General features: G+C 56.8%; 9 protein-coding genes and 1 pseudogene. 6 read left to right on the forward strand and 4 right to left on the reverse strand.

The annotated features are described in order from the left end of the window. Positions 1 to 83: 83 nt before the first annotated feature. Positions 84 to 1,358 carry a metallo-hydrolase/oxidoreductase gene (locus tag N2600_RS04010; RefSeq protein WP_260298068.1) on the reverse strand — a complete coding sequence of 425 codons (1,275 nt, stop codon included), beginning with the start codon at positions 1,356 to 1,358 and terminating at the stop codon, positions 84 to 86. A gap of 509 nt (positions 1,359 to 1,867) precedes the next feature. Between N2600_RS04010 and tcmP the strand changes: the two genes are divergently transcribed. Then, entirely contained in the window at positions 1,868 to 3,016 is a 1,149-nt protein-coding gene (tcmP, locus tag N2600_RS04015; RefSeq protein ID WP_260298069.1) for a three-Cys-motif partner protein TcmP, read from the forward strand. Here tcmP and N2600_RS04020 read toward each other — a convergent pair. The 3 genes and pseudogenes from N2600_RS04020 to N2600_RS04030 form a co-directional block, all read right to left on the reverse strand. After that, a complete protein-coding gene (locus tag N2600_RS04020; protein ID WP_260298070.1) occupies positions 3,013 to 3,762 on the reverse strand; it encodes a DUF5131 family protein in 750 nt (249 codons plus the stop codon). The two genes, tcmP and N2600_RS04020, sit on opposite strands and share 4 nt — an antisense overlap. 320 nt (positions 3,763 to 4,082) lie before the next feature. Next, positions 4,083 to 4,259, reverse strand: a pseudogene (locus tag N2600_RS04025) (Y-family DNA polymerase); the annotation flags it as partial. 5 nt (positions 4,260 to 4,264) lie between these two features. Further along, positions 4,265 to 4,603 (reverse strand): hypothetical protein, encoded by a 339-nt coding sequence (locus N2600_RS04030; RefSeq protein WP_260298071.1) that lies wholly within the window; start codon positions 4,601 to 4,603, stop codon positions 4,265 to 4,267. Positions 4,604 to 4,903: 300 nt separating this feature from the next. On the opposite strand from N2600_RS04030, the gene N2600_RS04035 reads away from it, so the two are divergent. From N2600_RS04035 to N2600_RS04055, 5 genes are all read left to right on the forward strand, one after another. Next, positions 4,904 to 5,659: an ImuA family protein gene (locus tag N2600_RS04035; protein WP_260298072.1), complete on the forward strand. Its 756-nt coding sequence runs from the start codon at positions 4,904 to 4,906 to the stop codon at positions 5,657 to 5,659. Then, complete coding sequence (locus N2600_RS04040) at positions 5,580 to 7,088, forward strand: Y-family DNA polymerase (RefSeq protein WP_260298075.1); 1,509 nt, start codon at positions 5,580 to 5,582, stop codon at positions 7,086 to 7,088. Before N2600_RS04035 ends, N2600_RS04040 begins: the two co-directional genes overlap by 80 nt. Then, the gene (locus N2600_RS04045; RefSeq protein ID WP_260298875.1) at positions 7,088 to 10,351 is read left to right on the forward strand and encodes an error-prone DNA polymerase; all 3,264 of its coding nucleotides are present in this window, start codon (positions 7,088 to 7,090) and stop codon (positions 10,349 to 10,351) included. Before N2600_RS04040 ends, N2600_RS04045 begins: the two co-directional genes overlap by 1 nt. 100 nt (positions 10,352 to 10,451) lie before the next feature. Continuing rightward, complete coding sequence (locus tag N2600_RS04050; protein ID WP_260298077.1) at positions 10,452 to 10,877, forward strand: DUF4259 domain-containing protein; 426 nt, start codon at positions 10,452 to 10,454, stop codon at positions 10,875 to 10,877. Positions 10,878 to 10,954: 77 nt separating this feature from the next. Continuing rightward, the gene (locus N2600_RS04055) at positions 10,955 to 12,055 is read left to right on the forward strand and encodes a hypothetical protein (RefSeq protein ID WP_260298078.1); all 1,101 of its coding nucleotides are present in this window, start codon (positions 10,955 to 10,957) and stop codon (positions 12,053 to 12,055) included. Positions 12,056 to 12,596: the final 541 nt, after the last annotated feature.

Raw genomic sequence — 12,596 nt, forward strand, 5'->3', positions numbered from 1 at the left:
ATACCACCTGCCGCCCTTCGTGCAACTTGAGGACGGCGATAGCGACAGCTTTGTACATCTGGCGGCAGTCCAGTGGGTTAAATCTAAAAAAATTTGCGATCCCAGCGAGGCCTAATCCCAGGTCTTCGCGCCGTTGGCCGCCAATTTCCCCACCCAGATTTGAAATGGGTCAATTCGGTTGCTTCGTTTGGATGGCGATAGGTGTTACCCGCGCCAAACGACACCGCTGCGAAGCCCACTGTCCCGCTTCGCGCTGTTGGGACGCTGCCCACGGCCATCGCTGCTCCGTGATGGCTGACGAGTAGATAATCCACGGGTGCTGTCATAGTGGCCGGAAGAGTTGAATAGTCAGCATCGCCAGTCAGCAATGCCTCTCGTCCTGCACTCAATCTAGCTCTCAACGTGAGGCCGGTATTGTTGGCGTTTCCAACTTTCCCAGCGCATTCTGCGATAGACAAATCGGCAGTGGTGAAGGCGGCACCGTATGGCCACACAAAAAGGTTTCCGCGCTTTGCAATCGCAATCGCTATTCGCGCAGCGCCCGGGCCCAGCCGCTGACTGGGAACGATCCATTTGGCATCGTAGAGGTCCTTGATGGTACAGGGAGCATGCAAATGGTCCCAGTCCCAGTGAGACAGTATCACGATCTGGTCTTTCGCAAGGTCAACGTCAAGCTTCTTGGGCGCTGTGTATCCGTTCCATGAGACAGGAAGGCCAGTATCGAAATGGAGGTAGGATCGCCCCTCCTTGTCGACAAATGACACGAAACTGGCTTGTCCGACGTCGCGAACTACGATCTCCGTAGGAGCAGCGATTGACTTGAGGACTCGTTCGATATCGCTCCATTTCCTACCTACCGTGAAGCGGTTCGAAAGCTCCGCAATGCTCGTCGGCAGCGGTTCTTTCGCAGACGCTGCGCCCAGTGATTTGGGTGAGGGGCCCGAAGGCGGCGACAACGGGTCAACAAGAGGGCTGCCGCCAACGGTGACGACGCGCGTTTGGGCGTAATATCTAAGAGGTCCCAGTTGCGCTTGCCAAGTTATCAAGCCATCTCCGCTCGGCTCAATCTGCAGGCGAAACCACGATCCTACAATCGGTGGAGCCCCCATGACCTCTTCAAACCGACGCGGCGTCGTGACGATACGGGTCAACGCGAAAGCCTTGAACTCCTTCTCGTTGAAAAGCTCACCTTCCGGGTCCTTGGAATCATCGATTTGATCGGCGTCTACACCATCAAATTCTATGGAGGCTCGTCGGTATGGGGATGCGCTCAAAAAGTCGATGCGGGACAGACGGGCGTAAAGGGCTCGCGGTCTGTCGTCTTCAGGGAAAGTGGGCGTAGGTATATCGATTCTCAACGGTTGGCTCCATCAAGCAATTCACGTCATGATTGATAGATGCAAAAGTCGAGAGGTAATTGCAACCGGTTAAACGAAACTGATGGGGAGACCGGACATTTCATTCAAACCGTGAAAACCGAATAGTGGCCAAGATCATTAGGGGAAATCTACTTACTAGCGTCGGAGCGCAAAGCAGGTGTCCACGCAGTTTGGTTCTAAGGGCGAGCCCATCGAGGTTTTCAAGCAGCTTGATCGATATCTTGACATTTTGGCGCTGAACCGTTGATGGCGTAAACCTTTCTTCAATTGTTGATTTGCGTAAACCGGTAACAGCCAAGACATGCCTGCTTCTCACTCAGGCTTTCCAATCCGTCATGTAGGAACAACCTATATTTTCAAGTCTGAGCACTGACGAGCAGCTTTTCCAAGAAATATTGATAAAATAAGCGTGGATACCGTGAGGTGTATTGGCTGAATCATTGTCCAGTCATAGGTTGCGACAACACTCAGCTGGGAACCATCTTCGCATGACGGGCGTCTATCATCACAGAGAGCAGACAGAAGCCAAGCGTTTCATCTTGCGGAAGTATCTGCAGACACTGGCATTCAAAACCTTACACGGCGGTTGGAACACCCTTGCTTATATCGACGGCTTTTCAGGACCATGGCAGTCAAAGACGCCGGACCATTCTGACTCCTCTTTCATGATCGCAATAGAAGTGCTGAAGGATGCCCAAGCTAAGGTGCGGGCGTCAGGAAAGAAACCTCGCGTCAAATGCCTTTTCATTGAAGAGAATGCTGCGTCGTTCGCTCAGCTTCATCCTGCGGTGACTGCCCATCACGACGCAGCGAACGATTTCTTTGTCGAGACCTTCAATGGCAAGTTCGAGAATGCGCTGCCCCAAATCCGACGGACCATGTCTAACGCCTTCGCTCTGACGTTCATCGATCCGACCGGCTGGACCGGATACGAGTTCGACAAGGTCAGACCAGTTTTCGAGCACGCGCCTGGTGAAGTTTTGCTCAACTTCATGTTCGACTTCGTCAACAGGTTTACGGCATCATCAGACCCCCAAACGCTTGCCTCATTCGATGGAATTCTTGGCTTAAACTGGAAAGAGCGACTTGAGCCGTCGTTGCCGCGCGAAGAGGCGCTGATGAAACTTTTCACCGAGCAGTTTTGGAAAGCTGGAAAATTCGCACACGTTCTCAGCACTCCGATTGAGAAGATATCGGATCGGACGCATTTTCACATTGTGTACGGGACGCGTAGCCCAAAGGGTTTGGAGGCTTACCGCCAAGTCGAATATGACGCGCTGAAAGATCACGGCATGCGCCGCGCAGCAGCTCGTGAAATGATCAGAGAGAAGAAGACCGGGCAAACTGATCTCTTCGGTGCGGAGGGAGCGGCATCCGTGGCGGAAGGGTCGATGGAGGCGCAGATCGCAAGCGTCAAACACCAGGCAAAGGATTGGCTTCGCCAGCAATTGCCGACCTGTCCTCAGCCATTTTCTGATATTTGGCCAATGATGCTTGATAAGTTCATGCTCAGGAAGACCGACGCCAGAGACATCTGTGCCGAGCTAGGGAAATCTGGTGAAATCAAGGAAACTTGGCGCATGAACCGTTCGAGACGACAGAAGCCTGACGACAATGATCAGATTGAGCGGCCTTAGGCTGCAGCGGCGGGCATGTCGTCCCAGGTGCGGCCTCGATACGATCTGCCGGTTTTCTTCTTGTTGTAGCCGCCCCACTGCTTAAAGAAGAAGGCGGTGTCAGCATCGATGCACATGTCGAAGATTTCGTCGATCCACGCGGGGTCCATTGGCCGAGCCTGCGGGCCTGATTCGCCTCCGACAATTGCCCAGCTAATTCCTTCGAGCCTTCCTGCCGCAACTGAACCTATAAGCGGCTCGAACGACACGAACCGGATGGCTGCTGGAACTTCGCGCAGTTCATCGAGCCGATGGATTACCTTTCCATCCTCTACGCTTGCACCGAGCCAGACATTGGGGAGCACTTCGAAGCCATCCTGTAGAACAGTGGCCATCCGGTCAGGTCGCTTTGTGAGTATCTGATATGTATGACGTCGGGTCTGCGCCATCACCGACCAGACCTTGCGGACGAAGTCAGTCGGAACATCTGGATGGAAAAGGTCGGACATCGAATTGACGAAGACATTTCTGGGCCGTGACCATCTCAGCGGAACTTGGAGAGCGGTCTCGTCGAGAAAAAGTGCGCCGGTCCATTTCGGACGGCCACCCGATTTACGTGTCAAGCCGCGATATTTCTCCACGCCCATTGCTTCGAGACGAGCGGCCATACGCATAGCATAGCAGTTGGTGCAGCCAGCGCTCATGATGGAGCAGCCCGCTACCGGGTTCCATGTTGCATCCGTCCATTCGATTGTGGTTTCAGCCATCGCCAGCTCCAAAGTAGCTTGGCATTGTATCATGCCGAGTAAACAAACCGCTAAACTGGCACAACAGATGCTGGGGTGTAGTGGCTTGGGAACTTAACTTCAGCTTTGGCCCAGCATGAATGCGCTTATCCTGGATGAAATCTTGCCGCTATTCCCAGGCCGTGCGTTGGTCTCCGATTGCCAATCTGGTAAGTCAAAAGTCAAGATGCACTTGTCAAGGGCGGGCGGGAACGTGGTCCGGGGAAAAGCCTTCGTCTTAGGTTTAGCGACATTTATTGCGCTTTCGCCAAACGGCCATGCTGCGGCGAGCAACTTGGACATGCAGCTCTTCGGTCACGGGCCTCCGAACCGCCGACAGCGACTGGCTTGTCGCGGAGATCGGGATCGCGTTGCTCGACGGAGGCGTAATAGGCATCCATGTCGATATGGATGAATTTGCCCTGCTTTTGCGCAGCGTTGGGGTTTGGGTCGCATATCACCGGCTGAGGTTGCGACATGGCACTCAATATCCTTCGTCATCGGCCGGTGAGTTGAGCATCTCCTGCTCGTATTCAAGCTCGGCAATTCGGTCGAACAGGACCTGCTCATAGTTTGACAAGATGCTGCCAAGGTGTGCGAACGGCTGCTGTGGAGGCGGTTCACCGCAATCACTCATCGTGACTGTGATTGTTCCGGTGTAAGCGAGGTCGATATAGGCTTGCACGGTTTCAAGCTCGCGTTTGGCAAACTCGATCTGCGAGCCGATAGCAGCAATCTTGGATTCCTCAGCTGTCGATCCAAACACTGTACCGTCTAAACGTTCCAGGCGTTTTTCCTCGAATGAGACCACATTCTCTGTCACGCGATATCCTCCTTGGTTGCCGCTTTGCATTCGATGGTAATTGCGGAGCCCCATAGAAATGGAGCGCGGCCTGTTCATCGTAGGTATATTTTCTTATCGATGACATTTTCGAGCCTGTGGACGCTTCCTCGTTACGTGCTTGAATCCATTCGCCCTTCGGCTTCAGCAGCATGTGGTCAGGTTGCAGTTCGAGGAACACTCGCCCATTCATGCGCATTGACTCACATACCGATAAGGAACAAACAAAGAACATACCCGCTTTCGAGTGAGATGAAAACTTGATTTTGAAGAAGGCTCCGAATGGCGAAGTCTGGCGCAAACCCCGTCATTTCCGACCTTCGAGATCGCATACAGCACCTTGAAGGGGCCGTGGCTCGCCCTAAAACGGTCCTCCCATTCGGAGTGGCCGACATCGATGCGCATTTTCCGGGTGGCGGGCTAGCCTATGGGGCGTTGCACGAATTCGCCGGGGGAGGAGCAGGCGCGATTGATGGTGCGGCCGCAGCGTTGTTCGCCGCTGGGATTGCTGCCCGAACCAAAGGCAAGGTCGTTTGGTGCCTTGCTAGACCCGACCTCTTCGCTCCGGCCTTGGCCCAGGTCGGACTCCATCCTGATCGTGTGATCTATGTCGAAGCGATTAAAGAGGAGTTCGTCTTGGAAAGCTTCGAGGAGGCGCTTCGTTTTGGCGGCCTTGGGGCTGTGGTCGGAGAGGTGGTTCGGCTTCCCATGGTGGTGTCGCGGCGGCTCCAGCTTGCTGCCGAGGGCTCCGGCACGATCGGCCTGGTGATCCGACGATGGCGGCGGCAGACCGAGGCTGGGGATTTTGGCCATCCGACGGCTGCGGCAACACGATGGCGAATATCCGTCCTGCCGTCCGAGCCGCTTCCGGTGCCAGGTGTCGGCCGAGCGCGATGGCTGGCTGAACTGATCAGGGTGAAAGCAGGAGAGAGCGCAGATTTTGTCATAGGTGCATGTGATGACCAGGGTCGTATCAGTATTTCTTCCGACGCTGCCGACGGATCGGGTCAGACGGGCCGATCCGTTCATACCGGCTGAGACGCCGCTCGTAGTTGTCGCAAGGGGCGGTTCGAAACGCTGGCTGTCGGCCGTCGATGCGAATGCCGCCAAGCTCGGCTTGCACGTTGGCATGGCCGCTGCAAAAGCGCAGGCGCTTGTGCAGGGCTTGCACATGGTTGACGCCGATCCCGCCGCCGATCTTGCCGCACTCGAACGCCTGACACTCTGGGCACTGTCTCAATATTCCCCGATTGTTGCAATCGATCCTCCTGATGGGATCGTCATGGACACGGAAGGAGCCGATCACCTGCAAGGCGGCGAAGCGCTTACGCTGTCCGGTCTCGTGAACCGGTTTCGTGCACGCGGTCTGCCAGCCCGTGCTGTCATTGCCGATACATGGGGAGCCGCATTCGGGTTGGCGCGATCCATGACGGCGGAAACCAAGGTCATTCCTGCAGGGAAAACGGCCGATGCCGTTGCCCGACTTCCCTTGTCGTCGCTGCGGTTGAGTGCCGAGGCGATTGTAAGCCTGCGCACGCTCGGGTTCAAAACGGTCGGCGAGCTGGCTGCGACACCGCGTGCGCCGCTTGCCTTGCGCTTCGGTCCAGAGATCGGCCGCCGTCTCGACCAGATGTTCGGCCGTGTCGCCGAACCCATTGATCCAATCCGCTGTCCTGAGATCATCGAAGTCCATCGAGCGTTCGCCGAGCCGATTGGGGCTGCGGAGACCATTGCAAAGTACGTTTCCCGGCTCGTGACGCAGCTCTGTCTCGAACTGCAGGCAAAAGGTCTCGGCGTCCGCCGTACGGACCTGATTGTCCACCGGGTCGACAACACGATTCAGGCTTTGCGAGCAGGGACGGCGAAGCCCGTGAGAGATGCCGTCTGGCTGACGAAGCTGCTGCACGACCGGATTGAGAAGATTGATCCAGGATTTGGCATCGAGAAGCTCAGCCTTGCGGCAACTATGGTGGAGCCGCTGAACGACAGACAGATCAGCCTTGTCGAGGACACCGACGTCGATGTCACCTCCCTGATCGACGTGCTTGGAAACAGGGGGACGCAGCGCATCTATCGGCTGGCACCTGTTGCGAGCGATGTGCCCGAACGCTCGGTGCAGCGGGTCTCACCCGTTGCCAAGGAGGATGGCCAAACGTGGCCGATGACCTGGCCGCGTCCGGTGCGCCTGATGGATCGTCCGGAACTGATCGAGGTCATGGCTCTGCTGCCCGACCATCCACCTGTCTGGTTTACCTGGTGTGGCAAGCGCAGGCGCGTCAAACGTGCCGACGGACCCGAGCGGATATACGGGGAATGGTGGCAGCGGACGTCCGAGTGGGTTGCGGTTCGTGACTATTTCACGGTCGAAGACGAGACCGGTGAGCGCTACTGGATTTTTCGTTCCGGCGACGGTGTCGATGCCGAGACCGGATCGCACAAATGGTTTCTGCACGGGGTCTTTGCGTGATGCGCTATGCAGAACTCCAGGTCACGACAAATTTCAGCTTCCTGCGCGGAGCCTCATCTGCAGATGAGCTGTTCGCCACGGCTAAGGAACTCGGGATCGAGGCGCTCGGCGTTGTCGACCGAAATTCGCTGGCAGGCATTGTGAGGGCGCTGGAAGCATCGCGTGCGACAGGCCTGCGGCTGGTGGTCGGCTGTCGTCTTGATCTGCAGGATGGCATGTCGATCCTCGTCTATCCGACGGACCGGGCGGCCTATTCGCGTCTGACCCGATTGCTGACCATTGGCAAGTCGCGGGGCGGGAAGGCGAAGTGCATTCTGAACCTCGAAGACGTAGCGCTTTACGCCGAAGGTCTGCTTGGCATTCTGGTGCCGGACCTGGCCGACGAGACCTGCGCGATCCAGCTTCGGAAAATGGCCGAGGTTTTCGGAGACCGGGCCTATGCTTCACTATGCCTGCGCCGCCGACCGAACGACCAGATGCGGCTGCACGAGATTTCCAATCTTGCGGCAAGGTACAAGGTCCGCACGGTCGTCACCAACGACGTGCTCTTCCACGATCCTTCGCGCCGCCAGCTCCAGGATGTCGTTACCTGCATCAGGACGAAAACTACCATCGATGATGTCGGCTTCGAGCGCGAACGGCACGCCGACAGGTATTTGAAGCCACCAGAAGAGATGGAGCGTCTCTTCCAGCGATATCCGGAAGCGGTGGCCAGGACCATTGAGATCGTCGAACGCTGCAAGTTCTCCATGGAAGAGCTGACCTACCAATATCCGGAAGAAGCCCTGATACCCGGCATGTCCGCGCAACAGTCATTGGAGCACTACACCTGGGAAGGCGTAAAGGTGCGCTACCCTGATGGTTTGCCCACCCATGTCGAAAAGACCATCCGGCATGAATTGGCGCTGATCGAAACGATGCGATATGCCCCCTATTTTTTGACAGTTTTTTCCATCGTCCGGTTCGCGCGGTCCCAAGGCATTCTGTGTCAGGGACGGGGATCAGCGGCCAACTCGGCTGTCTGTTTCGTGCTCGGCGTCACCTCCATCGATCCTGAAACCAACGATCTTCTGTTCGAGCGTTTCGTCAGCCAGGAACGCGATGAACCGCCGGACATCGATGTCGATTTCGAGCACGAGCGCCGCGAGGAGGTCATACAATGGATTTACAACACCTATGGACACCATAAGGCTGCGCTCTGCGCGACGGTCACGCGATATCGGACGAAGGGTTCGATACGGGATGTCGGCAAGGCGCTGGGCCTGCCCGAGGACCTGATCAAGGCTCTGTCTTCGGGTGTCTGGGCATGGTCAGAAGCCATCGGCGAAAAGCAGGTCAGGGACCTCAATCTCAATCCCGACGACCGCCGTCTCGCATTGACGCTTCAACTGGCGCAACAACTGATGGGGGCCCCACGCCATCTCGGCCAGCACCCGGGCGGCTTCGTGCTTACCCATGAGCGGCTCGACGACCTGGTGCCAATCGAACCGGCCTCCATGGTAGATCGCCAGGTCATCGAATGGGACAAGGACGATGTCGAAGCGCTGAAGTTCATGAAGGTGGACGTGTTGGCACTCGGTATGCTGACCTGTATGGCCAAGAGCTTTGCGTTCCTTACCCACGAGAAGGACATCGATCTCGATCTGGCGACGATCCCGCAAGAGGAGCCTAAGACCTATGCGATGATCCGCAAGGCCGACACGCTCGGCACCTTCCAGATCGAGAGCCGGGCGCAGATGTCGATGTTGCCGCGCCTGAAGCCTCGAACCTTCTATGATTTGGTGATCCAGGTCGCCATTGTTCGCCCCGGTCCGATCCAGGGCGACATGGTGCATCCCTATCTCCGTCGCCGGGAGGGGAAGGAGAAGGTCGAATACCCAACACCCGAACTGGAAGCGGTGCTTCACAAAACACTTGGGGTGCCGCTGTTTCAGGAATCGGCCATGAAGGTGGCTATGGTTTGTGCCGGTTTCACTGGCGGTGAGGCGGATCAGCTCAGAAAGAGCATGGCGACCTTCAAGTTCACCGGAGGCGTGAGCCGCTTCAAGGACAAGCTCGTGAACGGGATGGTCCGCAATGGCTATACGCCGGAGTTCGCGGAGAAGACCTTCAGCCAGCTCGAAGGCTTCGGTTCTTATGGTTTTCCAGAGAGCCACGCTGCCAGCTTCGCGCTCATTGCCTACGCAAGCAGCTACATCAAATGCCATTTCCCTGATGTCTTCTGCGCAGCGCTCCTAAACTCGCAGCCGATGGGCTTCTATGCTCCCGCCCAAATCGTGCGCGATGCCAGGGAACATGGCGTCGAAGTTCGCCCGGTGTGCGTCAACCATTCCCGTTGGGATTGCACGCTGGAACCAGTCGAGGACACCGACCGACATGCAGTGCGGGTTGGAATGCGGATGGTGCGCGGCCTTTCCACTGCGAACGTTGCTCGGATCGTTGCTGCCCGCGCCGATCAGCCTTTCGACAGCGTCGACGACATGTGGCGGCGTTCGGGCGTTCCGGCTGCATCCCTGGTGGAGCTTGCCGAAGCGGACGCCTTTCTGCCATCGCTAGGGCTAGAGCGCCGCGATGCGCTCTGGGCGATCAAAGCATTGCGAGACGAGCCTTTGCCGCTGTTTGCGGCGGCCGCCGAGCGGGAGGCGAGAACGATTGCAGAGCAGCAGGAACCAGTGGTCGAACTGCGACAGATGACGCAAGGGCACAACGTCGTCCTCGACTATGGGCATACCGGACTCACCTTGAGAGAACACCCCGTCAGCTTTATGCGCCGAGAACTTGCGGAGCGCCGGATCGTCACCTGCACAGAAGCGATGTCGGCCCGCGATGGTCGCTGGTTGATGGCGGCTGGGCTGGTGTTGGTGCGCCAGCGGCCGGGCTCAGCAAAGGGTGTGATCTTCATGACCATTGAAGACGAGACGGGCGTTGCCAACGTCGTCATCTGGCCGAAGCTGTTCGAGCGGTCGCGACGGATTGCCCTCGGGGCCTCGATGATGGCGATCAACGGCCGTATCCAGCGAGAGGGAGATGTTGTGCATCTGGTTGCCCAGCAACTGTTCGATCTCTCGGGAAGCCTGACAGGTCTGGCGGATCGCGATCTGGCATTCCGCCTGCCGACGGGTAGGGGCGACGAATTTGGGCACGGCACGCCCGGAAGGCCGGATTCGCGCGAGCCGTCACGTCAGGGAATGAAATCGCGGGATTTCTTTGTGCCGGACCTTCACATTGATCAGCTCAAGTTGAAGAGCAGGAATTTTCATTAGAAGGGAAACGCGGCGTTTGGATCGGACCTTGGTGTCAATTGCGGTCGCTCCTATTTTTTCGTAAACCGCGCCCATTAGTGCAGAAGCTACAGGACATCCAATGGGCACTTGGGGCAAAGACGTTTTCGAAAATGATGCTGCGAGCGATTGGATTGCACTGTTTGACCGGCTGGGATTTCTTGCTGTCACCACCCCGCTTGAAGCAATTGGTGAGTATTCTGGTTTAGGGAAACCTATTCCGGCGGAGACAGAACAGACCTTTTGGGCAATGTGTGAGGTTGTGGCAATCGCGGGAGGGTTTCCCGCTCCTCCATCCATCGACGATCACAAACTAGCGATCAAGCGCGATGCCGGGAAAATATTAAAAATCCCAAATCTCAGGCAGCGGATCATGGTGGCGTTGGAACGTTTGGACGCTTCGGAAACGGAACTGAAAACACTTTGGATGAGCGCTGGTGAAGGCGGTGATTTTGAAGCTGACTGTAATCGGTTGCGGAATTCCGTGCTCGAAGTGCTTGCTCGATGAGCTAGTTCCCAAACGTGTTATTGCTCGCTTTCCTTCCTCATTGCGGTTGCGGACTCTGCTTTCGTGCAATTTAACCGATGTTCTTCACGATTCCTCTGGAGGTTGATGCGAAGGGTGCTCATGCCAGCGCGGAGCACCAGGATTTGATGCACTTCCTCAGTTTCATACTCCCACCCTACGCCATTGGCTTCCTCGCCTTGTGCTTTTGGTGGCGATGGTGGTTGCTCGTTCCCGCTGGGATCGTGGCGGCAGCTCTGGCCAAATTCGAATACGCGAGTGTCACTGCCGCCGATGGGCCTGGCCTAGCACTTGGGATCATCCTCGTCGTCTTCATGATGATTGGTGCCACTAGCGGTTTCGTCGCAAGCGGAGTCGTATTAATCGGCCTCACGACACGATTCCAGGCGCTGCGGGCCGTATACGTGCTTCCTGTCGCCTTCATTTTAGGCTTCGGAAGTTTTTTCGCGGTCACCTGGACCCAGCAGAAAACCAGGGAGGCTCGCTATGCGCCGCCCTCTGCCGCATGCCTCGACAACCTGCATCCTGCCCGGATTGCCGATGTCGCTATCGCGATTCCGGTCGCGCCTGGTATCTTGCTCTTCGGCGATGGAATGAGTGACGATCATTACATTCTCTGGAGCAATCCAGATGCACGCGCCTTCTGCAACGACGCAGATGGAGGCAGCGCAACCTTGAAGTCAGTAGTCTTTATGCTGGATGGCATCCCGGCGCGGAGAGAGATGGAAACCAAACGACCGTTCTGTTCGCGCCCGCACCCTGAATATCCCTGGGCGGAGATGGCCTGTCACCTGATCCCGACCGACGTTATTCCCGACAAGCCTGTGAAAATGACCGTTTCCGTCAAGGCTCCGGGCTTTGATCCTTCGGTGCGCGAACGTGAGGCTATGTTGAAGACCCAGGCCATTGTGGCGTCCGACGGCCTCAGAACCTATCGCTCGCAAAACGACTCTTATCTGCAGCGGCCGGATGGATATTTCGCCCAATGCCACGACCATCGTTCGAAGAGCCAACCTTGGCTCTCCTGCACGGCAACAGAGGAACTATCAGACAAGCTCGCCATCTCGTACGATTTCAGAAGCACCGCCGAGCTTTTCATAACGCAGTCGGCGGCTGTCGCGGCCAATGCCCGAGCGATCTTCAATTCTCTCAAACCATGAAAGTTCGTTAGATCGTGCTCTCCTCAAAATTCCACTCGTTGAGCCGTCTAGTCCTGCGCGTTGTTCTCTGGGCGATCCTCATGGTATGCGCCGCCATAATCCTCTTGCCCATGTTGCTGATGGCGACCAGGGCTCCGGCCCTAGTGCTGCCGAGCAATGAGACGCGAGAGCAAATCTACAATCTGCCATGCAGCAAGGGATACTCCGGCGGAACGCTTGGTGAGCGGGAGTTGATATGGCGGCGGCGTTCGCTCATAGAGCTGACCCACCCAGTCAAGGTCATGCTCGGCTCGCAATCTTACGACATTGCTTGGGGTTACTATGCCAGTCGCCCGAACCCGACGAGCTTCAACTGCCCTCCACGGAAACAGGCCAGTCTCCAATATTGGATACCCAGCCTCGATATGCCTGAAGCAGAGATCATCTATAACGGAGCGACAAACCGACCAAAGGAGCGTGCCAGGCCTAACCCGGGACCCGACGAGTCGGTCGTGGAAGCTTTTTGGATCGTTGGGTACGATGATGATCGTTCACATGGGCG

Origin of the sequence: Rhizobium sp. WSM1274, assembly GCF_025200775.1 — a bacterium.
GTDB classification, from domain to species: domain Bacteria; phylum Pseudomonadota; class Alphaproteobacteria; order Rhizobiales; family Rhizobiaceae; genus Rhizobium; species Rhizobium leguminosarum_I.

Bases quoted from the DNA above. Each gene is read 5' to 3' on its own strand.
- tcmP (WP_260298069.1), top strand. From the start codon at position 1,868: ATGACGGGCGTCTATCATCACAGAGAGCAGACAGAAGCCAAGCGTTTC.
- N2600_RS04020 (WP_260298070.1), bottom strand. From the start codon at position 3,762: ATGGCTGAAACCACAATCGAATGGACGGATGCAACATGGAACCCGGTA.
- N2600_RS04035 (WP_260298072.1), top strand. From the start codon at position 4,904: ATGGCGAAGTCTGGCGCAAACCCCGTCATTTCCGACCTTCGAGATCGC.
- N2600_RS04040 (WP_260298075.1), top strand. From the start codon at position 5,580: ATGACCAGGGTCGTATCAGTATTTCTTCCGACGCTGCCGACGGATCGG.
- N2600_RS04045 (WP_260298875.1), top strand. From the start codon at position 7,088: ATGCGCTATGCAGAACTCCAGGTCACGACAAATTTCAGCTTCCTGCGC.
- N2600_RS04050 (WP_260298077.1), top strand. From the start codon at position 10,452: ATGGGCACTTGGGGCAAAGACGTTTTCGAAAATGATGCTGCGAGCGAT.
- N2600_RS04055 (WP_260298078.1), top strand. From the start codon at position 10,955: ATGTTCTTCACGATTCCTCTGGAGGTTGATGCGAAGGGTGCTCATGCC.